General features: G+C 48.9%; 25 protein-coding genes and 1 pseudogene. 4 read left to right on the forward strand and 22 right to left on the reverse strand.

Features of this window, described 5'->3' with window-relative positions; translation table 11 throughout:
• Window positions 1-78: 78 nt before the first annotated feature.
• The 6 genes from BLT35_RS12675 to BLT35_RS12700 form a co-directional block, all read right to left on the reverse strand.
• The gene (locus tag BLT35_RS12675; protein ID WP_074728231.1) at window positions 79-669 is read right to left on the reverse strand and encodes a glycosyltransferase family 2 protein; all 591 of its coding nucleotides are present in this window, start codon (window positions 667-669) and stop codon (window positions 79-81) included.
• Between the two features lie 30 nt (window positions 670-699).
• The gene (locus BLT35_RS12680; RefSeq protein WP_083351286.1) at window positions 700-1,698 is read right to left on the reverse strand and encodes a glycosyltransferase family 2 protein; all 999 of its coding nucleotides are present in this window, start codon (window positions 1,696-1,698) and stop codon (window positions 700-702) included.
• 41 nt (window positions 1,699-1,739) lie between these two features.
• Entirely contained in the window at window positions 1,740-2,747 is a 1,008-nt protein-coding gene (locus tag BLT35_RS12685; protein ID WP_074728235.1) for a glycosyltransferase family 4 protein, read from the reverse strand.
• 45 nt (window positions 2,748-2,792) lie between these two features.
• Complete coding sequence (locus BLT35_RS12690) at window positions 2,793-3,563, reverse strand: polysaccharide pyruvyl transferase family protein (protein ID WP_062408232.1); 771 nt, start codon at window positions 3,561-3,563, stop codon at window positions 2,793-2,795.
• 18 nt (window positions 3,564-3,581) lie between these two features.
• Window positions 3,582-4,301 (reverse strand): glycosyltransferase family 2 protein, encoded by a 720-nt coding sequence (locus BLT35_RS12695; protein ID WP_062408230.1) that lies wholly within the window; start codon window positions 4,299-4,301, stop codon window positions 3,582-3,584.
• A 296-nt stretch (window positions 4,302-4,597) separates the two neighbouring features.
• Window positions 4,598-5,155 carry a nitroreductase family protein gene (locus tag BLT35_RS12700; RefSeq protein ID WP_062408228.1) on the reverse strand — a complete coding sequence of 186 codons (558 nt, stop codon included), beginning with the start codon at window positions 5,153-5,155 and terminating at the stop codon, window positions 4,598-4,600.
• Window positions 5,156-5,280: 125 nt separating this feature from the next.
• On the opposite strand from BLT35_RS12700, the gene BLT35_RS12705 reads away from it, so the two are divergent.
• Window positions 5,281-5,643 carry a DUF423 domain-containing protein gene (locus BLT35_RS12705; protein WP_054817221.1) on the forward strand — a complete coding sequence of 121 codons (363 nt, stop codon included), beginning with the start codon at window positions 5,281-5,283 and terminating at the stop codon, window positions 5,641-5,643.
• 79 nt (window positions 5,644-5,722) lie between these two features.
• On the opposite strand, the gene BLT35_RS12710 is transcribed toward BLT35_RS12705, so the two are convergent.
• The 11 genes and pseudogenes from BLT35_RS12710 to BLT35_RS12765 all read right to left on the reverse strand — a co-directional run bounded on the left by BLT35_RS12710 (window position 5,723) and on the right by BLT35_RS12765 (window position 17,368).
• Entirely contained in the window at window positions 5,723-6,010 is a 288-nt protein-coding gene (locus tag BLT35_RS12710; RefSeq protein WP_062408226.1) for a hypothetical protein, read from the reverse strand.
• 72 nt (window positions 6,011-6,082) lie between these two features.
• A pseudogene (locus BLT35_RS26245) lies at window positions 6,083-6,382 on the reverse strand (MerR family transcriptional regulator); the annotation flags it as partial.
• A 174-nt stretch (window positions 6,383-6,556) separates the two neighbouring features.
• Window positions 6,557-6,784: a group-specific protein gene (locus BLT35_RS12725; RefSeq protein WP_074728237.1), complete on the reverse strand. Its 228-nt coding sequence runs from the start codon at window positions 6,782-6,784 to the stop codon at window positions 6,557-6,559.
• A 204-nt stretch (window positions 6,785-6,988) separates the two neighbouring features.
• Window positions 6,989-8,224: an MFS transporter gene (locus BLT35_RS12730; RefSeq protein ID WP_062408222.1), complete on the reverse strand. Its 1,236-nt coding sequence runs from the start codon at window positions 8,222-8,224 to the stop codon at window positions 6,989-6,991.
• A 246-nt stretch (window positions 8,225-8,470) separates the two neighbouring features.
• Window positions 8,471-9,895, reverse strand: coding sequence for an FAD-binding oxidoreductase (locus tag BLT35_RS12735; RefSeq protein ID WP_054817218.1), 1,425 nt, complete (start codon window positions 9,893-9,895; stop codon window positions 8,471-8,473).
• Window positions 9,892-11,214 (reverse strand): (Fe-S)-binding protein, encoded by a 1,323-nt coding sequence (locus tag BLT35_RS12740; protein WP_074728239.1) that lies wholly within the window; start codon window positions 11,212-11,214, stop codon window positions 9,892-9,894. The genes BLT35_RS12735 and BLT35_RS12740 overlap by 4 nt, the downstream gene beginning before the upstream one ends.
• The gene (locus BLT35_RS12745) at window positions 11,198-12,493 is read right to left on the reverse strand and encodes an FAD-binding oxidoreductase (RefSeq protein ID WP_074728241.1); all 1,296 of its coding nucleotides are present in this window, start codon (window positions 12,491-12,493) and stop codon (window positions 11,198-11,200) included. The genes BLT35_RS12740 and BLT35_RS12745 overlap by 17 nt, the downstream gene beginning before the upstream one ends.
• A gap of 313 nt (window positions 12,494-12,806) precedes the next feature.
• The gene (locus BLT35_RS12750; protein WP_062408215.1) at window positions 12,807-13,610 is read right to left on the reverse strand and encodes an inositol monophosphatase family protein; all 804 of its coding nucleotides are present in this window, start codon (window positions 13,608-13,610) and stop codon (window positions 12,807-12,809) included.
• A gap of 26 nt (window positions 13,611-13,636) precedes the next feature.
• Window positions 13,637-14,410 carry an SDR family NAD(P)-dependent oxidoreductase gene (locus BLT35_RS12755; RefSeq protein ID WP_074728243.1) on the reverse strand — a complete coding sequence of 258 codons (774 nt, stop codon included), beginning with the start codon at window positions 14,408-14,410 and terminating at the stop codon, window positions 13,637-13,639.
• A 234-nt stretch (window positions 14,411-14,644) separates the two neighbouring features.
• Window positions 14,645-16,159: an FAD-dependent tricarballylate dehydrogenase TcuA gene (gene tcuA, locus BLT35_RS12760; RefSeq protein ID WP_074728245.1), complete on the reverse strand. Its 1,515-nt coding sequence runs from the start codon at window positions 16,157-16,159 to the stop codon at window positions 14,645-14,647.
• Window positions 16,160-16,309: 150 nt separating this feature from the next.
• Window positions 16,310-17,368, reverse strand: a complete 1,059-nt coding sequence (locus tag BLT35_RS12765; protein WP_074728247.1) for a Bug family tripartite tricarboxylate transporter substrate binding protein — start codon at window positions 17,366-17,368, stop codon at window positions 16,310-16,312.
• A gap of 210 nt (window positions 17,369-17,578) precedes the next feature.
• On the opposite strand from BLT35_RS12765, the gene BLT35_RS12770 reads away from it, so the two are divergent.
• From BLT35_RS12770 to BLT35_RS12780, 3 genes are all read left to right on the forward strand, one after another.
• On the forward strand, window positions 17,579-18,454 hold the full coding sequence (locus BLT35_RS12770; protein ID WP_074728249.1) for a LysR family transcriptional regulator: 876 nt from the start codon (window positions 17,579-17,581) through the stop codon (window positions 18,452-18,454).
• Between the two features lie 147 nt (window positions 18,455-18,601).
• Window positions 18,602-19,615 (forward strand): ParB/RepB/Spo0J family partition protein, encoded by a 1,014-nt coding sequence (locus BLT35_RS12775; protein ID WP_074728251.1) that lies wholly within the window; start codon window positions 18,602-18,604, stop codon window positions 19,613-19,615.
• Between the two features lie 194 nt (window positions 19,616-19,809).
• A complete protein-coding gene (locus tag BLT35_RS12780; protein ID WP_074728254.1) occupies window positions 19,810-20,451 on the forward strand; it encodes a cell wall hydrolase in 642 nt (213 codons plus the stop codon).
• Window positions 20,452-20,586: 135 nt separating this feature from the next.
• Here BLT35_RS12780 and BLT35_RS12785 read toward each other — a convergent pair whose 3' ends face one another.
• The 5 genes from BLT35_RS12785 to BLT35_RS12805 form a co-directional block, all read right to left on the reverse strand.
• Window positions 20,587-21,909 (reverse strand): glycosyltransferase family 2 protein, encoded by a 1,323-nt coding sequence (locus BLT35_RS12785; protein ID WP_074728256.1) that lies wholly within the window; start codon window positions 21,907-21,909, stop codon window positions 20,587-20,589.
• Between the two features lie 162 nt (window positions 21,910-22,071).
• Entirely contained in the window at window positions 22,072-22,725 is a 654-nt protein-coding gene (locus BLT35_RS12790) for an ABC transporter permease (RefSeq protein ID WP_062408199.1), read from the reverse strand.
• Between the two features lie 17 nt (window positions 22,726-22,742).
• The gene (locus BLT35_RS12795) at window positions 22,743-23,645 is read right to left on the reverse strand and encodes a glycine betaine ABC transporter substrate-binding protein (protein WP_074728258.1); all 903 of its coding nucleotides are present in this window, start codon (window positions 23,643-23,645) and stop codon (window positions 22,743-22,745) included.
• Window positions 23,642-24,307, reverse strand: coding sequence for an ABC transporter permease (locus BLT35_RS12800; RefSeq protein ID WP_062408195.1), 666 nt, complete (start codon window positions 24,305-24,307; stop codon window positions 23,642-23,644). The genes BLT35_RS12795 and BLT35_RS12800 overlap by 4 nt, the downstream gene beginning before the upstream one ends.
• Window positions 24,304-25,518, reverse strand: a complete 1,215-nt coding sequence (locus tag BLT35_RS12805; RefSeq protein WP_074728260.1) for a betaine/proline/choline family ABC transporter ATP-binding protein — start codon at window positions 25,516-25,518, stop codon at window positions 24,304-24,306. Before BLT35_RS12805 ends, BLT35_RS12800 begins: the two co-directional genes overlap by 4 nt.
• Window positions 25,519-25,713: the final 195 nt, after the last annotated feature.

Raw genomic sequence — 25,713 nt, forward strand, 5'->3', positions numbered from 1 at the left:
TACCGATTTTCCATATTTCCCTTGCAGATAAATTCGACAGTAATGGTGAGAAATCCTTGTTGATTAAGAATTTTTGGTTTATTCAGCAAGCCCTACATAAGCGAATGTAAACCGGTCAAGCAACCGCAAGAGCATTCTTCGATCCTCCATCATCCGGCCTTGGGTAGGATCATCCACCTCCCACCCTCCAACCTGTCGCACGCATGCCGTGCGATAAAATCGCGGCTGCACCATCGGATCGTAAGCGGCAAAATCATAGCGGTCCCGAAACGGACGGTGGCGAACCAGTTTATGGTAATAGTCCACACCGCCGATTTGATGCCAATGGATGGTATTGGCATAGGCCAAGGCTACCGAGTCCGGCTCCTTCTCCATCCGGTGAATAAGGCGTTCGAGCGTATCGGGAGCGATCCAGTCGTCTCCGTCAACCTGAATGAAATATTTCGTATTCACCATAGACAACGCCTGGTTCAAAATGTGGCCTATTCCCCGATTTACTTTGTATTGAACAAGTTTGGCCCGGGGTGTGGTCAAAAGGGATTTTACCAATTCGGGCGTCCGGTCCGTCGAAGCATCGTCGATGACGAGCAAGCGCCATTGGGTATACGATTGCTGATAAATGGAAAGAAGCGTTTGTTGAATAAAGCTGGCTTTATTGAATGTCGGCACGATGATCGTTACCAGATCGTTAATAGGTCATCACGTCCCCGGACCGGTTCCCGGACCCGTTCCCGGTCCCGTGTTGGGGGCTGTCCCTGGACCGGTGTTGGGGCCTGTGCCGAAACCGGTATTTGGTTTTGTACTGGCGGTGGCGGATGTGGGATGAGTTGATTGATTTTGGACCTGGAGAACCGGACTGGGGAGTACGTTGGCTGCAGTTTTTTTCACAGGTGATTTTGTTTTCTTAGGAATTGTTTCTTGTTCAATGAGTCGATCCAACTTTGTCCATCCTGCCCCGTAAGTTAAAAAAACGGGTTTATACCGGCTTCCCCACCTGCGTAAAGCATCATTTACGGCCCATTTTGTCATTTCCGAATAGACCGCAGTCTGATTCGTCTGGTTATTGTTGTGCCGGCGGCAATTGTACAGCATGTGATCGACCCAGTGAAAACGGAAATGCTCAATCAGCCGGTACAATACACGCTTGTCCTCCAAATGTCTGCCTTCATAAGGATCATCCGTCGGCCAGCCGCCGATATGCCGCAAGCACGAGGTGCGATAAAACCGCGGCCATAAAGAAAGGTTGGCCAGCAAAAAATCATATCGGTCCTGAAACGACCTGCCCTTCATTACGTCATTGGCTATGCGATTTCCGTACGCATCCTCAAATACGATGTTGATATTGCCGCTTACGACGGCCACATCAGCAGGTTGTTTTTCCGCTTCTCTCACCAGCACTTCGAGCGTATGCGGATAGAACCAATCGTCACTGTCCAATTGGACGGTATACGGTGTATCCACTAATTTCAGGCCTTCATTCAGGCTTTTGGATTGACCGAGATTTCTGGGGTTGCGTATTAAGGTTATGCGCTTATCTGTTACATAGGATTGAATTTGGGAGAAATATTCCTGCGTCGAACCATCGTCTATCAAAATGAGCTTCCAGTTCTCATACGTCTGCATCAATACGCTTTCGACAGCTTCCTTCAAATATTTTCCCGGATTGTAGAATGGAATCAATACCGTAACTTTACTCATGAATCGGACCTCCTTAAATGTTATAGCTTAAAATGAACCGCTTATTGCTGAAAGTCTCTGCATTTGTACATAAAATCAAACCAGTGCGAAGCTATAATTTTGGGATTGGACTTCCGGCTTTCCGCAATAGCGTCTTTAACCAGCTTTTTATAGCGGCGGGAGTCGTGCAATACCTCTTCCAAAGCGGCCGCAAAGCGCTCCAGCGACTCCTGCGTCCACACAACCCACTCCGGTTCGACCGGTTCCCATTTCATATGTTTCAATAAAATTTGGCTTCCGGCCACCTCCGGCAGCGCACCTACATCGCACCCGATAACGGGTACTCCGCAAGCCATCGCCTCCTTGACGTGCGTTGCGCCGGTCTCCCATTTACTGCCGCATATAAGCAGATGCCATTGACTGATCATATCCCTCATCTGGTGGTGAGGAACCTGCTCGTAGATGGTGAGGTTTTTGAGCGGGACCGGCAGCCAAAGATGGCGATACGCCGGGGGTTTGGCATGAATCATCTGAAATTGAATATCCGGGAATCTCCGGGCAAGATAGGGAATGACTTCCGCTCCTTTGGTAGACCGGCTCGGGTGGTCATAACCGATCCAGCCAACAGTGAATTGCCTGTTTTTCTGCCCCGGCTTAAAAAGCTCGTGATCGACCATGGTGGGGATGACCTTGATCAAGTCATCCGGATAATCTGTCCAGCTTTTCAAAAGCTGATTTTTCTGATATTGCGAATTAACGATAATCGGAACGTGCTGCGTTGCTGTTTTTTGGGGATTGATGTTGGGTCCCAGGCTCCAGTTGCGGGTCTCCTGCTCCATTTGCCAAGAATTAAAATAATAATGGTTCCACCAGCCGGACTCATTTTTGGGAACGATCCGGAATTTGTCTGAATGATACAGCGGTTTTTGTCCGGCGAATGGGGAAAATCCGATTTCCAAATCCTCCGGGCACAATTGCGATAACCATTTTGCTCTCATATTTGATGCAAGTGTAGGTCCTGTAGCAAACGGCAGTTGAAAATAGTCTAAAATAAACCGAAATCTAAACAAAATACGGCCTCCTTTCAAGCGCTGACTGCCTGCGAAGGTTATTTTTTATTCAGGATAAACCGGAAAATCTTTGAGCGAAAATTTAGCAATTTCGGGAACTTTATGATAGCTGGAAGATGAATATAGTACTTTTTTTCCAAGCATTGCCGCCGCGATCATAACATGTGCCCTGTCTGTTCTTACAGATTCGTATCGGGCGATGATTCGAAGCCAATCTTCATGATTTTTACAAATAGATCTTCTGGATATATCATAATTATTGTTCGGAACTGCTGAACGAGCAGATTCCCCATCGGTGCGATAAGCGACAAGCTCCCCTTTGCCAGGTGCCCGGTATGGAGCAAAATCAAAAAATAAGGCACAGTCATACGCAATATCGGCATGACATAAGTCTTTAATCTGACGATACGATTCTTCCTCTCTGGCAAAAACCAGTGCGCGAGTATTCGAAAGCACACGCTGAACTGTATATAAATCACGATCAAAAGAGGAAGGAAGAACGATGACTTTCTCGAATCTTTTCTCAATTTCGGGCAGAAGCTTTGGCATCGAACCATGCGATTTGCACCATCCGCCGCTTCCCGTCATAAGTGCCGTATGCCCCTCGGCTTTTATAAGACCTTCTTTTGTTATTTCCTTGTAACTTACTTGTGTCAAGAGCTGTCTCGTGCCGGCCCAAATTAAATAATCCCCTATATTTCCGCCGCAAGTAATAAATGTGATATCCTGCGAATCGGCAAGAGCCTGAGTAAGCTTTGCTCTGCTGGTCTCAAGTCCTTTTTCAAAATTCGAAAAATCTCCTCGATGTTTATTCAATGATTCCACCTTCCTCTCTTATTTGTTTCCTCTGCCGGACATTTGGTCTGGGTGCAAGCGGTAATAGTAAAGTACTTCCGGAATATTCTCAATCCTATAGCCCTCTTTCAAGCAACGAAAAATAAAAAAGTAATCATGCCCGGTAACCTTGCGCTTGCCCCGAAGTGAACGGAATAGACCGCCTACCCGATCAAAAACCTCTCCTTGAAATAACAAAGTGCCGTAGCAAGCGCCTGAACTTCCGTTTTCATAGCTTTGTCTAATTTGATCAAATCCGTATTTAATCCATTTCACCTGAAATTTCGTTTTCGGGTTGCCAGATCGAAATTCCGCGATGCTGGTTCCTACTAGATTTACCTGTGGATGTTGTCTGAGGAACTCCATTTGTTTACAAATACGATCCGGATGCGACAAATCATCGGCGTCTTGAATTGCAATATACTCTCCCCTGGCTAAAAACAAACCTATCGAATTCGCCCCGGCATATCCGGTATTATAAGGTAAATTCAGGATTTGGATTCGATGTTTCGTTGCAAACCGTTCCTTAACTTCAGTCGTATTTAACCATGTTTGAATCACGGACTTTGTATTATCGGTTGAACCGTCATTCACGATGACGATTTCAAGATCACGATAACTTTGTGACACGATGCTGTTTAAACAATCCAATAGATAAGGGGATGCGTTATAACATGGAATAATGATGCTCACCAGTCCCTTGATTCTTTGAAATAACATCCCGACCCTCCTTTCAATAATAGCTATTGACTATTACTATATTCACTTCAGTTTTGATATGTATAGACAGATCAATTAGTAATCTATAAAAATGAACTCTCGCAAATAAATCCCCCCTTCCTTCAGACTTTCCATATATTTCCAGTAATGATAGTTGCCGCGGAGTCGAGAAACTCATATTGAAAAAAAAAGACTGTTGAGCCCTGCTCAACAGTCGAACCCGCGTTAACACGCGGGCCGGAGTGAAAATTTGGGATAAATTCGGAAGAGTGCCGAACCGGGGTTGCCTGACCGTCTTACAACCAGGTAGTTTTGTCTTCGATTGCCGTCCGTTTGGTTTCCGGACTGTCTGCGGCCGGATAGCCCACAAAGACGGAGCCGACAATTTTGCGATTCTCGGGTGATCCGATCAGCTTATGTAATCGTTCGTCTCTGGCAAGGCCGATTCCTCTTGTCCGCCACACCAGTCCCAGCCCAAGCTCCTGTGCAGCAAGCCACATGGAATGAATGGCACATGCAACGGCGTATTCGTTATCCTCCGAGGACGCCTCATCACCAGGAATGATATCCGAGGTGACTACAATGACAAGCGGCGTTGATTCCAGCACGGCGATCGATTCCTTGACCAAATGAGGCTTTGTCGGGAATCGTTCTTCCAGAAATTCGCGGGCAATTTGCTCATATCGCGTCTTGGCTTCCCCACGGATCACATAAAAATGCCACGGCTCGCGCAAACGATCATTGGGCGCCCAAACAGCCGCTTCCAGCAGCCTGGTGATTTTCTCGGTTTCGACTTCTTTCGGCTCATAGTTTCTTACTGCTCTGCGGCTTTTTAATATGTTCATTACAGACATGTTTCATTTCTCCTTTTTACTAGGGTTCATAGGGTTTAACCGGCAAATCCGGACTCCTCTAGCGGACGGGCGGATTTGACGAAATAGCCTCCGGTTCGGTACTATCTTGTATGGAGGCGTTGTTCATGAAGACGTTAATTATGCTCGGAAGCTTGAATATGTTCATCGCGGTTGCTTTAGGCGCTTTTGGGGCGCATGCCTTAAAGAAAAGGTTGTCCGAAGACATGATGAAGGTGTACCAGACGGGAATCCAATACCATATCGCCCATGCGCTCGGTCTGCTTTTGCTCGGACCGATCTCGGAAAGCGTAGAGAATTCTTCTCTCGTCATCATGGCCGGTTATGTCCTGTTCGCCGGGATATTTCTGTTCTCCGGCAGCCTGTATGCTTTAAGTTTATCCGGCGTTAGAAAGCTGGGTGCGATAACACCGCTTGGAGGGCTTGCCTTCTTGGCGGGTTGGATCATTCTAATGATTGCCGTAGCATAAGTAGCATAAGCATATGCTGCGAAGCGGAAAGCGCAAATCCCCGGAGAACCCGGGGGATTTTTGCATTTTCCGGAGGGCTTCAGGAACTGGACTCCAGCTGCTTGAAAGCCTCGACAAATTCAGAAGGATCTGCTTTGACCATGTAGGAATAAACGCCCTGCTTAGTATGCAAATACAAAATCCCTTCCGTACCGCCCAACTTTCGATAAGATATATCAAATACTTCATGAATGGGAAATTCCCGATAGTGTGTCACAACTTTGTCTTCATACAAATACATCCACCGCTCTTGCGCTTCCGTTATTTGTGAGATGCCTGTCATCTGCCTTTGAACCTTATAATAGAGCTGTTTGGCAATCCAGTTCATCATTTCCCCCCTTCGACAGATTGTATTCGGAATCTAAAGTTTACCATACCGCAGTCGAATGTGGTATGCAGTCACTTCATTGGCCAGACGCATTGCTTCTTCATACTCTTCTTGTGTCATATTTTTAAGCATTTCATTGGATTGGTTTACGGAATCTTCTCCATATTTTTCACGAATTTCTTTACCGTACTTTTTTCATTCTCATCGATCATCGATTGTTTGCTGCAATCTGTCAACTTCCGCCTGACCATAGATCCGGTACCCTGATGAGTTGATTCTTGCCGGCTTAAGGATGCCGATTTCATCATAATAGCGAAGCGCTCTGGTGCTGATCCCTGCCAATTGTCCAAGCTTTTGCACGGTATATTCCATCTGTTCACCCCCTGACATAAATAACGGTAAACCTTTACGCAGCGTCAAAGTCAACCCTTTTTTTAGATCACAGGCGGACCCGATCACACTTTAGCATAGCATTGCATTAATGTTCTAAATAAACCTGCAGCATGAATAAAAAACGAGAGCCTATGCTGCGCTCTCGTTCTTTTCTTAGCCCGTAAGCTGTTTTAATTTTACGTTTCTCTCTTCCCGCTCTTCTTTAGACGCAAGATCATATTTTTTCAGCAGGTGAAATAGTTCGTTTAAGGTTTGCTGCGAATGTTCTCTCAGCAAAAACTGCTGCAGATCCGCAGTTAAGGATTCGGGTAAAAACTCTTTTTGGCTTTCGAGCTTTTGTGCCACATCTTCATGAGAATGATCAATACTGCATTTTCCCATTGAAATCACCTCTCGTCATCATTAATTTACGGCATAAATTTACGGCATATGGAAAAAGTCCTTCTGATAAGTAATACTACAGCGATCCTGTCAAGAGCACAATCCCTATTTCCAAGAGCCGTCATGTGCGGGGATCGCGACCTCTTCACAATGAAGCATAAAGAGCCCCCAATGTTATGTAAGCTTATAGCGACAACCGTTTCATTAGGCCATGCGAACATCGGTGTCTTGATCCGGATCTGTTCCTTTGGTTTCTTTACCTAAGAACAGTACGACTAATGCTCCGATGACAATCGAAACAAAAAACACCATAAATATAAAGGTCATCGGAAGCCCTCGCGCCAATAGGATACCTACAAGGAATGGCCCGATGATGCCTCCGATCCGGCCGAAGGAGGAGGCAAGTCCGACACCGGTAGAGCGAACCGACGTCGGGTACAATTCCGGCGTGTAGGCATAGAGTCCTCCCCATGCGCCAAGATTAAAGAAGGAAAGACAAATTCCGGCCGCCATCAGCATGCCTTCCGTTTCGGCACTGCCGAACCATGCGGCGCTTGCTGCCGTCAGCAGCAAATAGGCAACAAGCACAAACTTGCGGCCTAAAGTTTCAATAAAGTAAGCGGCGGTAAAGTATCCCGGCAGCTGTGCGAGGGTCATGATCAAGACGTATTGAAAGCTCTTCACCAGCTCGAAGCCCTTCATGACCATAACCGTCGGAAGCCACAGAAACATGCCGTAATAGGAAAATACCACGGTGAACCACACAATCCAGAGTGTGACGGTTGACCTGCGGTGTTTGGGCGACCATACGGATGCCGCCCGTTCCATAAACGAGAGCTTCCGGCTCCGCTGCCCGATATAGCGGGGAGAATCCTGAATAGCCCGTCTGAGGTACAAAGCATACAAAGCCGGTAATGCACCGATAATAAAGGCCGTCCTCCAGCCGTAATGCGGAATGACAAAATAGGCAATCAGCGCCGCGACGATCCAACCGCCCGCCCAGAAGCTTTCGAGAAGCACAACCGCACGGCCTCTCTCATGAGCTGGTACGGACTCGGAAACGAGCGTCGAGGCAACCGGAAGCTCGCCCCCAAGACCGAATCCGGTCACAAAACGCAGGACACATAAAACGGCAAAGCTGGTGGCCAGAGCGGACAACCCGCTGGCTGCAGAGAAAATAAGAAGCGTCCAAATCAAAATGGACCGGCGTCCATAACGGTCCGCAAGAGAACCCGCAACGGCCGCTCCTACAGCCATTCCGATCGAATTCAGGGCCGTTAGCAGTCCAATCTGCTGTGCGGCCAGATTCCATTCGACAGCCAAGGCAGCCACGATAAACGAGATGATTCCCACGTCCATCGCATCGAACAGCCAGCTTAGACCGGCGCTGAACAGCAATTTGCGTTGTTTCGGATCTCGAAGTAAGGCTGTGTTTTTCATGTTCAAGCTTCCTTTTCCCTTGGTTTAATCGTGCATCGGCATCTTCCAATTCTTTTATTATTTCCATAGATTAGGACTTCAAACGCAGACGCCTTTCAGAATCACTTTAAACCGATGGAAGCCAAAACGTCAATCACCCTTCATATAAAAAAAGCCGTACTCATGTTTAAAGCGGGCGCTTGCCTCAGCACCCGCTTTAAATAGAGTAAACTCGTCAACCAGAAGCGTCGGACGCCTCGCTCAGCTTCAATGCGTATGCGCCGCTCTCTTCACTTCTACGCAGCGCGAAGGCTTGGGGAACAGCTTATCCGGATTGCACAGATTATGGGGATTGAACACCCGCATGATCTCCACTTGGGCATCGATCTCTTCTTGCGTGAAGATTTTGGGCATGTCATGCTGCTTCTCGATTCCTACCCCATGCTCGCCTGTTATGGTGCCTCCCACGTCGGCGCACACTTGCAGCACTTCCGAGCCAACCTTCACGGCCAGCTCCGTTTCTCCCGGGTTGGCTGAATTAAACAAAATAAGCGGGTGCAGGTTTCCATCTCCGGCGTGGAATACATTGGCGATACGCAGCCCGGATCTCCTGCTGATATCCGAAATCCGCCGCAGCACTTCCGGCAGCCGGCTGCGGGGAATGACCCCGTCCTGCACCATGTAATCCGGGGAGATTTTCCCCATCGCTCCAAATGCCGTTTTGCGGTTGGCCCACCAAAGCGTTCTTTCCTTGTCCGATTGCGCCACCCGCACTTCACGGACGTGATATTGCCTGCAAATGTCGACAATCTGCTCCGCCATCGCTTCCATACCGGCGGTAAGGCCATCCAATTCAATCAGGAGCACGGCCGCCAGATCCTTCGGGTAGCCGACAGGGTAATTTCCCGCTTCCACCCCTTCAATGGCGACACGGTCCATCATTTCGAGCGCTCCGGGGATGATACCGCTTGCAATGACAGCGGAGACCGTCTGGCTCGCATCGTCCACCGAATCATACAGGGCAACCACGGTTTTGACGCCCTGCGGCTTCTTGAGAATCCGGACGACGATCTTGGTGACGATGCCCATTGTGCCTTCCGAGCCTACGATTAAGCCCGTGAGATCATAGCCGGGCATGTCGGGTACTGCGCCGCCTAACGTTACAATTTCACCGTCGGGCATGACCATTTCAACACCGAGGACATGGTTGCTGGTGACCCCGTATTTCAGACAATGCGGCCCGCCGGCATTCTCCCCTACGTTTCCGCCAATCGTACAGGACATGCCGCTTGAGGGATCCGGAGCATAATAATAGCCTTCATGCGCTATGGCATTCGTTAGCTTCAAATTGACATGTCCCGGCTCCACCACCGCCGTCCGGTTCTTGAAATCCACGCTCAACAGCCGGTTCATCTTAACGAGGCTGATCAATACCTCGCCGTTTATGGGCGTAGCCCCTCCGGAGAGCCCTGTTCCGGCACCGCGGGGAATAAACGGAATCCCGTTATCGTGAAGCAATTTCACTACGGCAGCAACCTGTTGGGTATTATTAGGAAAAACGACGGCCCGCGGACGGGCGCGAACAATCGTAAATCCGTCACATTCATAAGCAATAAGATCATCCGGTTTATGGATCACTTCCTTGGGACCTACGATTCTCTGCAGTTCGGCAACCAATTGTTCCTGGTTCATGTTCCCGTCCTCTTTTCCGCCTCGTATGCCCGATCCATAAGGGTAATCGTATGCACAACTTCCTGATCCATGGCCTTCCGGTGAACACCTACGGACATCTGCATCATACAGCCCGGGTTGCCCATGACAAGGCACGCGGCCTCCGGAGGGACATTGGCCATTTTTTTCTCCAGGATAGGTTCAGCCATGTCTGGATGGGTCAGGTTGTAAATCCCCGCAGACCCGCAGCACACATCGGAATCCCGCATTTCGATCAGCTCCACTCCCGGAATGGAACGCAGCAGCTGGCGCGGTTGGGTTCGAACCTTTTGGGCATGGGCAAGATGGCATGCGTCATGATAGGTAACCTTTGCGTCTATTTTACCCTTTGGTGGTTCAAAACCGACCTCTACCAGAAATTCGGCGATGTCCCGGACTTTGCTTACAAACTGCCCGGCTTTGCTGGCATACTCCTGATCGCTGTGCATCAATTCTTCATACTCTTTCAACGTCGCGCCGCAGCCGGCCGCATTAATAATGATATAATCCACTCCGGCTTTCAGGAAAGCGTCGATGTTCTGCTTAGCCATCATCTTGGCCGTAGGCCGTTCCCCCGCGTGTACCTGAAGGGCTCCGCAGCAGGTCTGGTCCTGGGGGACCATGACATCAAATCCGTTGCGCGCCAGCACACGAGCCGTGGCCAGATTAATATCGGAATAAAGGACATCCATTACACAGCCGAGGATCAGCCCGACGGTGCCCCGTTTGACTCCGACGGCCGGAAGAAGCGCAGGAAGCGCTTCCCGTGAAGTGCGGGCGGACACCTCCGGCATGACCCTTTCCATGTCCTGCAAATGCTTGGGGAACAGCTTGATGGCTCCGGTACCGCGGACCAGCTTCCGCATTCCGGATTTTTGATAAAATCGGGTCAGTTTGCCCAAGGCTTTCAATCGGCCGGGTTTCGGGAATATGCCCTTCAGAAAAACGCCGCTCACCATCCCTTTCAAGCCTGTCAGAGGCTCAGCCTGGCGGATTTGGCCCCGTGCCTCCTCGATCAAGATCCCCACCTGCACCCCCGATGGACACGCCGTTTCGCAAGCCCGGCAATCCAGACAGCGAAATACAGGATCGATAAAAGATTCATTGATCGCCATGCGCCCCTCGGAGACCGCTTTAATTAAATCCACGCGTCCTCTGGGAGATTGCGCCTCATTGCCTGTTTCCAGATAAGTGGGGCATGCCTGCAAGCACAACCCGCAATGCACACACACGGAATATTTATCTGCACCGGGCGGATCCGGCCACTTGAAATGGTTGTTCACGCTACAGCCCTCCTGCATAACGTCCCGGACTTAGAATGCAAGCCGGATCGACGGTTTGTTTGATGCCTTTCATGATCGAAAGTCCGTTTTGGATCGTACCCCATACTCCAATTTCCTTTTTAAGCGGGGCCTCCCCGTATTCCACGACCAGGTAGCCCCCTCGCTCTTCCGACAGCTCTCTTAACCGCAGCGCTGTCTCAACCAACGCAGAAGGAACCGTTGAACGAAGGCGAATGCGGAGCGTTCCGACACCCAGACTTGCGGCAAATTCCATTGAAACGTTCCGTGCAGACGCCTCCTTCTCGAACAAAGAGAGCCGGTCCGTCATGTCCGGGATCGGACAAGCCGCTCTTAACAGCAAAGAATCGGGCTCCAGCCCCTTCCATCGGGTCCGGTATTGAAGCTCATATGGCTCTACCGGTTCATTCATGAGACGGGTAAATTCAACGGCAGCTCCCAGGGTGCCGGCAAGAGCGCGAATCCGCTCCGCCTGATAACTGGCAGCGCTCCCCACTTCATCACAGCCGATCGCGAGCTCATACCCTCCTGCCGCAGGATTGGATGACAGCTCCAGACGGCTTGGAATACATTCCGAGGCGAGCACTAAAGCGGCAAGTTCAGTCAGCTCTTTCAGACGATCACTTTGTGCTATGAGTATCTCCTTGTGCTTCGGATAGGGGCGTACCCTCAAGGTGACTTCACTGATGAAGCCTAAAGATCCATATGAGCCGACAAACAATTTGTTCATGTCATAACCCGCGACATTCTTCACCACCTTGCCCCCCGTGCGAATCACGTTTCCGTTCGGGTATACTACTCGGAGACCAAGCACATTGTCCCGCCAGGATCCGTATAATATTCTTTCCGGACCGCTCGCGGCCGTCGCCACGAGCCCTCCAACCGTTGAATCATCTGCGGCAGGCGGCTGGATGGGAATGAATTGGCTGTGCTCTCTAAGATAAGTCTGAATTTCGGAATAAGGAGTCCCTGCCCGTACGGTGATCGTAAGATCCCCCGCCGAATGCTCCACAATCCCTGTAAGCTGCCTGGAGGATAGCAAAAAATCCACTCTCCGCGGATTCTCTCCCATGTGCAGCTGGTTCCCGCTGCCCATGGGAATCACGGCAAGCCCCCTGCCGCTGGCGTGGCGCAAAATCCCGGCTGCCTCGTCTTCACTACAGGGCTCGGCAACCGGGATGTCCGCATTCTCCGGCTGTCCCAGACTCTTGATCATTTGATCCGTACACTTGGTCAACCTGCACGATTCTATCAACTGCTGTACATCGAAATTCGTCATCCGATCCCTCACCTTTGCATAAACTGGTTCTTTTGCTTGGATAAGTCAAAGTAAAGCGGCCGGGACAAACCAAAGCAGCCTCGGCCCTTTTCTATTGACCATGAATCACAACAATCATGTTTACTATATTCTATGGTTCACAAGAGCAAAAAAGACCCATAACAGGCGTCCTTGAAGCGATCGGATCATAGCCATGCCGATGAGCCTTACTTTGTAAATGGGGGTAAGCGATACCGGTTTGTGAAAAAAATACAAACAAAAAGACAGTCAAATACCGACTGTCCATTTGTCTTTTTAAGTTTTGATTCGACCCTTATTGTACGTTCTGCTTTAAGCAGCTGATCATGGCAGGATGCACCTTCCCGTTGCTGCAGATGATATGTTGAACAGACAGGCCAAACTCGCCTCCTCCGATGTCGGTCACCATGCCGCCGGCCTCCCTCACAAGCACGACACCTCCAGCCAAATCCCAGGCATTTAAGCCGTACTGCCAGAATGCCCCGAGTCTGCCGCAGGCCACATAAGCCATATGTAAAGCGGCCGAGCCAAGCACCCGAATTCCCCGGAATTGCTTGCCGAAGGAGGCTAAGCTAGGAATATTCAGCTCCCTGTACGCCGGCATAAACCCGGTGGCGATTACGCATTCAGCGGCATGTTCCGCTGCCGATACCTTTATCGGATTACCGTTAAGATAGGCCCCTTTGCCTTGTTCTGCCCAGAACAATTCATCCCGACTTGGATCATATACGACACCGAGTACAAGCTCCCCTTTGCAAGCCAGCCCAATGGAAACTGTAAACCCCGGAATCCCATGTACAAAATTTGTCGTTCCGTCGATCGGATCTACAATCCATAAGAATGGAACGTCAACCGCCGCTTCAAGAACTTCGTGCAGAGGACGGGAGGAATGGTAGGTCTCTTCTTCGCCAAGAAAAGCGTGATCGGGATAGGCCTCCAATATAGAAGCACGGATCAGCTGCTCCGCTTTTTTATCAAATTCGGTCACCACATCAAAGCTTGAGCTTTTCTCTTCTGCGGCCAGTTCACCTCCCGCTCGGGAACGAATCATTCTGCCTGCTTCTTTTGCCGCCTTGCAAGCGATTTCTAAATAACTCATGTCTGCTTCTCTCCCATTCTGATTGTTTATATTAGAGATCTTGCTCCATCAATATAAATTTCTGTACCGGAGATATAAGCCGCTTGCTCCGAAGCCAGAAAGGTAACCAGATCAGCAATTTGACCGGCATGGCCTATGCCAAAAGGGTATTTACCCTCAGGGTACTCCACGGGGATAATGACTTTCGAAAGCTCGTCTGATCGAACCAAATGATCATTCAAACCGGTCTCAACAGCACCCGGGCTAATGACATTCACACGAATTTTGTAGCGTGCCAATTCCAAAGCGGCCGTTTTGGCGAAAGCCGTCAATGCGGCCTTGGAAGTGGAATAGACCGACATCCCGTAGCTGTTAAAAATACGGTTGCCGTGTATGGAGCTCGTTACAATAATGCATCCCCCATTGTCTTTCATGAAGGGGATCGCGTATTTCACTGTCAAAAAAGCTCCCTTTACATTGACCGTCATAATTCGATCCCATTCTTCCTCGGGCATATCTTCTATCGGAGTAAGCAGACCTACAACGCCGGCATTGGAAAACAAAATGTCAAGTTGTTTTCCCCACCGCTGAAATTGATGGAACGCCGACTTCATGCTGACATAGTCTGTAACATCAGCCGTTACGGCGATCACATTGCATTTTAACCTTTCCAGCTCTTCTTTTACCTGGTTCAATCCCTCTTCCTGAATATCAACCAGACAAACGTTAGCTCCATGACGGGCTAATTGGATAGCCGATGCACGACCGATACCTGAAGCAGCTCCAGTGACGAAGGCTGTTTTTCCATGGAGTGATGTCACCGATGATTCCCCCCTAAATCATCCATTTATTGATCCTTCGGCTTTCCGCCGCATGTACGCCGGACTACCAATGAAACCGGAAGCGTGATCTCACATCCAAGTCCCCTATATCCGTAGAATTTTAGCACTATTTGGCACTTTCGTCCACATATGAATAAAGCCCTAGAACTCTCCTGCTTGGGAGATTCAAGGGCTGATAACGAAAGTGACAAGCTGTTGTTCAAACGATTGTTTTTATTGACTTGCCGCTGATTGCGTTTTCTCTCTTACATAGCGGCTAGCGGAGGCTCCGGCTGCTTTACCAAAAACGGCGCCTGACATTAATCCTGATCCTCCGGGATAATTTTCATAGAATAATCCGCCCACCATTTCACCTGCGGCATAGAGACCCGGAATAGGCGTACCCTCTTTGCCGAGAACTTCTCCATGCGTATTCACATGGATACCGCCAAAGGTAAACGTAATCCCGCAAGTAACCGGATAAGCATAGAAGGGTCCTTCTTCCAGCCGCAGCGCCCAGTTCGATTTAGGCGGTGTAATTCCGGCCGTACCTTTCCCATCTTTCACGGTAGGATTGTAGGCGCCTTCCTGCACAGCTTGATTGAACTCCCGGATCGTTTGTAAGAATTGCGTCTTATCTACCTCAAGCATGTCCGCTAATTCTTCGATCGTGTCCGCTTTTACAAACGTGGCTTCCCCGATCAGATACTCCTTGCGGAGCAGAGGATACACCTGGGCATCGAAAATTTGATAAGCCATGCCGCCCGGCTGCTTTAAAACTTCCCGTCCATATTTGGCGTACGTATAATTCCGGAAATCGGCACCCTCGTCGACAAATCTCTTTCCCTCTTTGTTGATCAGGAGGCCAAGCGGAAAAGAGGACTTTTTGTAAATGTCCCCCGGCTTGGAAAAATCGCCTACCTCCGGTGCTTTGCAGTCTGTCCCGATGGAATGGCATCCAGCCCAATCGCCGTAAGGCTGCGCTCCGATATCCAACGCCATCATAAGCCCATCCCCGGTGTTATACTCGGTACCTCTTACAATCGCAGCGTTCCATTCGGAACCAAGATGCCTGGCGCGCATTGTTTTATTCGCCTCAAAACCGCCGCAAGCCAAAATAACGCTTCCCGTACGTACGGTCACGACCCCGTCCGGCTGTTCAATTTGAATCGCCGTAATTTGATTGTTTTCCTCCACCAGCTTGACGGCTCGAGACTGATACCAGATATCAATTCCCAGTTCTTCTGCACGTTTATTCAATTGTTCAATGAGCCCGACCCCTTTATTTTGCGTTTTAAGAGGAAGGTTGCCCCAGAAGGTCAGTATCCCATCCTTCTCAAAGGATTGGTTCTCATTGAGCTCAAAGATCACTCCATTGCGCTGCATCCATTTGACCACCTGAGTGGATTGTCCCGTCATGTATTTCGCTAATTGAGGATCGCTTTTGCCGCCGGTTACCCTCATCAGATCATTGTAAAAATCTTCTGCATGATAGATAGGGATCTGAATTCTAGCGGCTTCTTCATCCGTCATTTCCGGGATAATTTCCCGGATATCATCCAGATTTTGAAAGGCAGTCCTTATAGCGCCGTCCGTAAAAAAGGAATTTCCGCCGCGCTTATGCTGCGGCCCTCTTTCCAGGATTAAGACATTGGCGCCTTCCTCTTTAGCGGATATCCCGGCACAGAGTGCCGCATTGCCTGCGCCTACAACAACCACATCATACTGTAAAGGATATTCATTCGACATGATTCCTACCTCCGGGGACTTTTTTGGGGTAAAGATGTGCAAGGTGATAATCACCTTGTTAATAGTCTATATCAATCGTCATCATAAATATAATATTCATATTTTATGAAATGTAATAAGTTTTGTTTATACTTTTATGGCGAATAGGCATTATTTTTCCATACCTATCGCTGTTAATAACTCCTTAATTTGCGCTTCCTGTTTTTTCAGGAATGCTTTAAAATCAGCCGGGTTCTTATAATCGCCCTCCCAATTGTTGGCTTTAAGCTCTCTTTGCCAAGCTTCCGATTGGACCATCTCTTTGAGCTTCGCTTCCCAATAGTCAAAGGCATCCTTACCCATCTCCTTGGGACCGAACACGCCTCTCCATATGTTAAATTCAGCATCTACCCCCTGCTCCTTCATTGTCGGTGCGTCCTTTAACTCTCCGCCTAAACGGGACGGCGAGGCTACCGCCAACACCCGGATTTTACCCGCTTTCAGGTAATCCCCCAGACTGGAAGCGTCCGTACTAAGCACATCCGCATGGCCGCCCAATAGAGCCGTCATCGATTCACCCGTGCCATCGTAAGAAACGTACTTGATTTTCTTCGCATCGATGCCGCTTTTCAATGCGGGAAGCACAGACACCATATGGTACATGGACCCCGGAGCGGAACCTCCTGCAAACGTGACTTGGGATGGATCAGCCTTTAACGCATCGATCAGCGATTTCAAATCCTTGAATTTGGAATCGGCGTTCACCACGATCGCCCCGTAGTCTTTAATCAACTGTGCCAGAGGCGTCGTATCCCTGTAACCGAAAGGACTGTTTCCTTCTTTCTTCAGATGATTGAGCAGGATTGGAGGCGAGCTGATAAAAAGCTTGTAATTGTTCTTTTTATCCTTCGTCGCATAGTCTGCCAAAAACACCGCTCCGCCGCCGCCCGGCTTGTTCTCCACCGTCATGGACTTGCTGATTAATTTGGTTTCGGTTAATACTTTGGCCGTCACCCTTGCCGTTCTGTCCCAACCGCCTCCCGGTCCGGAAGGAGCAATCATGGTTATCGGCTTATCGGGATAGCTGGATGCTTTGCTCGCCTGTACCGGCCCCGAATGTACAATCTGCACTTTCGGTTCCGATGAATTGCCGCATGCGGCTAAACCAAGAGTAAGCAATCCCGACAGCATGATCTTCCAAACCTTGTTTGACAGCGCTTTCAATAACATTGTAAGAATACCCTCCTTACATCATTTTTTTGTGCTTGTGAAACTGCGGCCGAACGCAACCTGCGCCCGTTTCAATCATCAGGAAATGTTACCTCCCCCATGCAGCTGGTTGCTTTTCCGCGTAAGGGTATTGTAATATAATCCCATTGATAACAAAAATATTTAATTCTTATCATTATCCATAAGTTTTATTTAAAAAGGAGCCCTCAAATGGATGAAAAAGACTTTTTACTGCTAAAAACGCTGTATACGGAAAAAAATATCAGCAGAACCGCTGAAATCCTGTATATTTCCCAGCCGGCCATTACGTATCGGATTCAAAATCTGGAAAAATATTTTAATACCCCCATCATCTCCAGAGGAAAGAAAGGTGTTGAATTTACTGCCGAGGGGGAATGTCTTGTCAAGCTGGCCGATCAAATTTTGCATGAAATCCGAAAAACAAAAGAGAAAATACAAAACATGGGCCATCAGGTTCAAGGTACGCTGAGGCTGGGTGTTTCAAGCAATTTCGCACGATATCGCCTGCCCGCTTTGCTCAAACGATTTGTAAGGCTTTACCCGGATGTTGAAATTATAGTAAAAACCGGATGGAGCACGGAAGTCATGAATTATTTGTATAAGGATGAAGTCCACATCGGCATTGTGCGCGGGGATCATCATTGGCATGAGCACCATTATTTTTTATACGAAGAACCCGTTACCATAGCTTCAAAAGAGCCTATCCATCTGGAGGACCTGCCGACTTTAGCAAGAATCAACTACAAAACGGACAGCCATCTCAAGCAAACCATCGATCATTGGTGGCACAAAACCTTTCATCACCCCCCTCTGATCACCATGGATGTCGACCGAATCGATACCTGTGTCGAGCTCGTCAAGAATGGATTGGGTTATGCTATCATTCCCAGCATCAGTCTCAGCGAAATCGATTCCTTGCATACCATTGACCTATACTCCGAAGAGAACCAGCCCATCTCCCGGAAAACCTGGATGACCCATCGTCATGCGGCTTTGGAGCTGTCCGTGGTGAAGGCTTTTGTTGATTTTATGAAAAGTCAATATAACCAGGAGGCACCCAGGTAACGCCCTCGCCTTTGTAGATGAAAGATATAGTATACATAGCACGCATTTCCTCCGAAGGGACCATGTTATATAATATTGATATGCGCATGTCCCCCGCCCGGGACTTCTCTCCGGGATGAAATCGAACGATAGGAGATCGAATGCCTAATGGAAATAACCGACATTTTAACCGACCTGATTGATGAGGATACCGATCAGCCCAGATATCAATTTGACGAGGAAGCACTGCAGGAATTAATGAAAAGCATTGAAGAGCTTGGCCTGCTGTCACCCATTAAAGTCAGAGCCACGGGTAACGGCCGCTATAAAATCATATACGGGAACCGTAGATACAAAGCCTGCAAAATGCTGGGGCGCCCTACGATCCCTTGTCTTGTCTCTACCGTAACGGATGAAACGGAAATTTATCTGGAACAAATTGCGGAAAATTTGACGAGAGAAGGTTTCTCCCCCATTGAAGAAGCCGAGGCGTTCAACAAGCTTCTTCACGATCCTAAGTTCAGCAGCTCGATCAAATATCTGTCCAGCAAGCTTGGCAAGCCGGAAGCCTACATCAAAAACAAGTGTGATCTGCTGAAGTTCGGCATGGCCGTAAAAAAGCTCATCGTGAGCGGAACGGAAATCCGAAAAGACAAACTGACGGAAGATCAGCTGCTGCCCATTAAAGATTTGCCGATCGAGTACCGGGATCCGCTCGCCTTGATTATCGCCAGAGACGAGATGCCTGTGAGTGATGTCAAAAAGATCGCCCGATTATTTAAGGATAAAAGTATCTCTTCAGCAACGAAAGACAAGCTATTGTACAAAACAGGGCCCGCATTGCTTGAAACCTGGTCCATATATGAACAAAATAAAGCGGAAAGGGAAAAGAGCGCCGTACCGAAGGCGACGAAGAACGCAACCCGGAAAAAGGATACGAAGCCGGATAAGAATGAACAACAAGAACAGCGGTCGGCAGCACCGATAGAGGATCAGCTGCAGCGATTACTCGCCTCCCTTCTAGCCCATACTCCGGTGCCCGCAGACAACATGGACATCAATACAAACCATAAGGACGTTTTTTTGAAGGACGTCGATCAGCTGATCGACAACCTTGAGAAGCATCTGGCAGAATGGAAAAACATCAGGGACCGGGTTAAAAAATCGATCCAAATTTTCTAATAATTATTAAAAAACATAGAACCCGGGCTAAAATCAGACAACGGCTTCGAACCCTTTGAGGACCGTCGGGAGCTGTTCCGGCCTTATTGTTTTGAGCGTGTACGGTGACTTCCCCGGTCGGATGAACATCCCTGAACACGCCATGCCGTCACAGCAGGCGATCCCAAAAAGGAATAGGAGGTTGTTTGAATACGATGAAGAAAAGTTCCGTCATTGCCGCATTAATCGGTGGTTTCCTTGGCCTTACGGCCATGGCGATGCCGGCCGGTGCAGCAGCGCTGGAGAAGGGCACGCAAAGCGAGCATGTCCTCGACTTGCAGCTGCGGCTTAGTACGCTTGGCTACTTTCAGGCCGGCGCAACCGGCTACTATGGATCGATTACATACGAAGCGGTAAAAAAATTTCAAAAACAGTCCGGCTTGCCTGTTAGCGGTACGGCCGATTCCAAGACCTTATCGCTATTGAAACAATCGGCCGCTCCAAAGCAAAATGTATTGGAGCAATTGGCACGATTGATCCATGCCGAGGCCAGAGGCGAATCGCTTCAGGGCCAAATTGCCGTAGGCGCGGTCGTCCTCAATCGGGTGCAGTCCAATGCATTTCCCGATTCCATTACGGAGGTCATTTTTCAACCGGTTCAATTCTCCGCCATTCTGGACGGACAGTACAACCTGACGCCGGGACCTTCCGCCTACCAGGCGGCCAGGGCCGCTTTAAACGGATCGGATCCGACGAACGGAGCTCTCTTTTACTACAATCCCAAGATTGCAACATCGGCCTGGAGCAAGAGCCGTCCGATAAAAGTCCGTATCGACCAGCACGTGTTTACTCTTTAAGTATCCCCCCGGCACTCCTGCATATCTCCTGCACGCTCAATAAGAAACCCTCTAACGAGGCTATTCATGGATAACCGACAAAGCAGGTTTTATTTTGTGATAAAGAAAGAAGCTCTTGCATCCCGCATGAGCTTCTTATTTCCAAACCCGTTTCAGCTGAAAGGCTTCTTGCAAATACCCCCAGACTGCAATGGGACTTGTCAGCATTTGATATCCCAACACAAATAGAACAAAGCCCAACTTGTTTTTCCGGATCCGAAGACCCAACGACTTAAAGACATTTTTCTGAAATTGATACAGAACGAAATAACTCAAAAGCGTGATCGGAAGGACGAGAAGCGTCAGAGGCCCGACGATCCAAAACACGCCGAAAAAGCACAAAATGAGTCCGGGAATCCAAAAGAAAGTGTAAGATACATCAATAAAGGGCATGACAAAATTGATCCCCGTTAAAAATTTCGCAAACACGTTGGGCTGCTGCCAAGGCTTTACCGTTTTAAGCCCTTCGATCATTCCGCGGGCCCACCTGCTGCGTTGTTTGGCAAAATGGTCCAACGAGACGGGAACCGTTGTAAATGCTACCGCTAAAGGTTCAAAGTATACCTTATAGCCGGCCTTCAGGCATTTCCAGGTCAGCACGATATCCTCTCCGATCACGTCCGGCCATCCTCCGATTTCCTTGACTACTTCGGTTTTATACAAGCTAAACGCCCCTTGTGCTACCAGCGTCTGTTGATAGAGACCTTGAAGCCTTTTTACAGAAGAAATGGCCAAAAAGTAATCCCATTCCTGCAGCTTTGACAGCATATTGTCTCTGCTGTTCCGAACCAATACCGTTCCCGCGACGGCACAAACCTCTTTTGGGGCAGAAAGCATTCGGCTCACAATAAACCGGAGAGCCGTTTTATGCAGCAAGGTATCCGCATCCAGCGTAACCATATATGGAGTTTTAACATACTTTAGCCCTTTATTTAGAGCATGGTGTTTGCCCTTATTCCATTCAGGGATGATTTGCAGCGAAAGGCCGAATTCCTTTGCGGCATCTTGGGCTGCTTGCACCGTACGGTCCGTGGAATGATTATCGACAAGAAGAACGTGGATGCTTCCCTCATAATCCTGGCAACTGATCTGCCTTAACGTATCTCGTATTCCTTTCTCTTCATTGTGAGCTGTAATCAGAACCGTAATATCGTTTGCCGGATACTGATGTTTAAAAGGCGGTTGTCTATCCAAAAGAAGACTTGAAACCAAGAAACTGTTCATATAGCCGGGAATATAGGCAATGCCGGCAATGATCAGGATCGCCGCCGGGATACTCACGATCTGTCCTAATTCCATAATCCATCGTTGAGAAATCCAAATGGAGAAGAACAACCACCCCAATGAAAAGAGATGACTAAGTATGAACTTTGCTAAAACAGAAATATATAGGTTTCGATTCTTCAGCCTCTTATTCATCTAGTTATCCAATCCTGTGACTGTATGACTGTGAATCATGACGAGCCATGCGAAAGATATGATTTATAAGATTAACTTTTAATCTAATTAACTATTAATGTATCGTAATTTCTTGAAAAAGGCAATAAAAAAAGCCGTATTTCTACGACTTTTCCGTGTCTTTTAAGCGGTCGTCTTTGAAGCAGCCTTCCTTTGCCAGCCCACCCGCCGCTGCAGGTAACCCAGAAGAAAATCGGCCAACAGGGCAAGCGCGGCCGCCGGAATAGCTCCTGCGTAGAGACGGGCTGAATTATCCATATTGATGCCGGAATAAATTTCACGTCCAAGACCTTCTCCCCCGATCAACGGGGCGATCGTTGCGACGCCGATCGCGATGACGGCTGCCACCCTTATGCCCGTAAACACAAATGGCAGAGCAAGGGGAAACTGCACAAGAACCAGCAGCTGCAAGGGATTCATGCCTACCCCCCGCCCGGCTTCGGTAATCGCCGGGTCCACCTGGGTCAGTCCAACATACGTATTGCGGATTACCGGCAGCAGCGAGTACAGGAACAATCCGATGACCACGGTATTGAATCCGAGCCCGAATACAATCATCAGCAGCACCAGCATAGCCAGGCTTGGAAAAACCTGCACGACATTAGCCGAGGCTAAAATGACACCGGCCAGCTTGGGGACTCTTGCAGCAAGTATACCGAGAGGAACTCCTACCATCAAAGCTAACAGCAAGCCCGATACAACCATCAGAATATGCTGATAAGTGAGTTCAACGAGGTAAAGCCAGTTTTCCCCCACATAGCGAAAAAACAACTCCATACAACCACCTCTTGTCTTTAGTCCAGCAGTCCAACTTTTTTCAGATATTCTTCGGCTACTTTTCTTTCGTTTCTTTTATTGATGTCGACTTCATAATTCAACTCGATCATCGTTTGCACATCTATCTTACCCGCCAGCAGACTCATGATTTCATTCAACTCCGGATGCCTGGCGAGAACATCGTTACGGATCACCGGCGCCGCATCGTAAGGAGGGAAAAACTGCTTGTCGTCTTGAAGTGATTTCAGATGGTATTCCTTGATGCGGGGATCGGTGGAATATGCCAGCACGATATCCACATTCTTATTCGCCACCGCCTTGTAAACCAGCGCCACTTCCATAGGAATCGTTCTGCCGAAGGTGATCCCGTAATGCTTGCGAAATGCGGGATAACCGTCGCTTTCCCGCTCCAGCCAGGTCGTATCTACACCAAGGGACATATTGGCGGCTATAGGCGCTACGTCGGAAATCGTGTCGAGTCGGTTTTGTTCCGCTACGTCCTCCCTTACGGTAAAGGCATACGTGTTCTCAAAGCCGTACGGATCAAACCAATGTAAGCCGTAATACTTGTCAAAGCCTTCTTTGGCCTGCCGGAACACGCGTTCGCGGTCCTTGTCGGGCTCAACCGGAAAATAACGATCAAAGATCATGCCCGTATACAGCACGGCCATTTGGATATCGTTGTTTATTAACGCCTGGGTGACAACGCCGCTGGATGCCAGATCGGGTAATACATCGACCTTGAGGCCAGCCCTGTCCTCGATCATAAGCTTATGCATTTGCGCTAATATCTTGGGCTCCGAATAGGTCTGAGTGCCGATGATAATCCTGTCTTCGTTCCCGCATCCCGAAAGCGGAAAAATGAGGAAGACGGCAAGGATGGTTAGGCATAACGAAGAAGCAAATTTCTGCCGGATCATTGGTTTTCCCCCTGGGCTGCCGTATGGGTGTTGGCAGTAACCCGCTTTTCTGCAAGGCTCAGGAAAAAGTCCGCAACCAACGCCAAAATAACCGCCAGAACAGCACCTGTAAAAATAAGCTCTTTCTTGTTGGTCCCCATGCCGGCAAATATTAATTGCCCCAGCCCTCCGGCGCCGATCAGTGTCGCCAATGTAGCCCAACTGATAATGTAGACCGTCGTTACCCGAATCCCTGACATAATATAAGGAAAAGCAAGCGGCAGTTGAATCTGGATTAACATCTGCCTTCGGTTGTAACCCATTCCTTTGGCAGCCTCCAGAAGATTCGGATCGACAGATTGAAAACCGGAATAGGTATTACGCAGAATCGGCATGAGTGAATACAGGAACAGCGCAAAAACGGCGGGTGTGCGGCCAACTCCCAACAGTGGAATAAGTATGGCCAGCAGGGCCAGACTGGGTATCGTTTGCAATATATTGGCTATGGAGAAGATGATCCCGTTTATCCAGGAAATCTTGTTTGCGGCCAGCCAAATTCCAATGGGAATCGCCACCGCAGCCCCGAGCGCCACCGATACAGCCGAGATCACCAGGTGTTCCTGCAGTGCCCGCAAAATATCTTCCTGACGGTTAAGGACAAATTCAAAATATTGAGCGATCATAGCGTCTCGCCGCCCCTCATCTCCTGAGTGGATTGCTCCCAATGCATATCGGATATCGCAGCCTCAGGCAGCTCCGATTCCGTTGATTCAGCCGGCGCGTACACTTCGGCCAGATGCCGGACAAGGCTTCCCTTGGTAATAAGACCGGCAAAACGTCCGTTGCGGATCACCGGCACATAGGGCAGCCTGTGTTCGTTCATAAGAGAAATGGCGGCTGTTACCGGCATACCCGATTCCACCACATGCTCAAAAGGGCTCATGACGTCGGCCAACGTGGCGAATTCTTCCCGGTACATGTCCAGCACACTGAAGATCGAAGCATAACCGAGTAAATCGTTGTTCCGGTCTACCACAATCAAAGAATCGACTTTCCGCTTTTCCATCAGCTTGATGGCTTCGGCCAAGCCGCGCGTCGGATATGCGGTTACGGCATTCTCCGTCATGACATCGTCTACTTTAAGCAATTGATCGGCCGTTCCGGTTTGCAGCCTTTTCTTGCCGATGAAATTTCTGACAAAATCATCGGCCGGATGCCGCAGAATTTGTTCGGGCCGTCCCGTCTGCACAACCTCGCCCTCTTTCATCAGAACAATGGTGTCGGCTATTTTAAGCGCTTCATCCATATCATGAGTCACAAAGACGATGGTATGTTTGAAGTCCTGCTGAAGTCTGATGAGCTCATCCTGAAGCTGCTCACGGCTGATCGGGTCCAGCGCGCTGAACGGTTCATCGAGCAATATAATTTCGGGGTTTGCGGCGAGCGCCCGAATGATTCCGATGCGCTGCTGCTGTCCGCCGCTAAGCTCTGCAGGATATCGGTTACGGTAGGTATCAGGGTCAAGATGAACAAGGCGCAAAAGCTCATCCACCCGCTGATCAATGCGGTCTTTATCCCAATGAAGCAATCGGGGAACGACGCCCACATTAGCCGCAATCGTCATATGTGGAAATAAACCGATACTTTGGATGACATAGCCTATACTTCGCCTCAATTGGATCGGGTCAATGCCGGAAATGTCCTTGTTGCGGATCAATACTTTTCCCTGACTCGGATGATTCAGCCTGTTGATCAGCTTCATCAATGTGGTCTTTCCGCAGCCGCTTGGACCGATCAGTACGGTTAATTCGCCCTCTTTGAATTCAAGATTAATGTTTTTCAGAGCCACAAATCCGTCTTCATAGACCTTTCTCACTTTCTCAAAACGAATCATCCCTATTCCCCCCTTTCTAATTTTTTACCCATCTTTCAACGAATTGAAACATTCGAGGCACATTGGAGCATCTCACACCTATGCCCTGCTTAACGTTATATAAAAAAGGACCTCATCCCCGCCTTCAGCGGGATTTGAGGTCCTTTCGTTTTCCTATTCGGGATGTTCCATGCCATGCCAATGCTTGGGGACAGC

This window comes from Paenibacillus naphthalenovorans, from assembly GCF_900099895.1.
Lineage (GTDB): Bacteria > Bacillota > Bacilli > Paenibacillales > NBRC-103111 > Paenibacillus_G > Paenibacillus_G naphthalenovorans.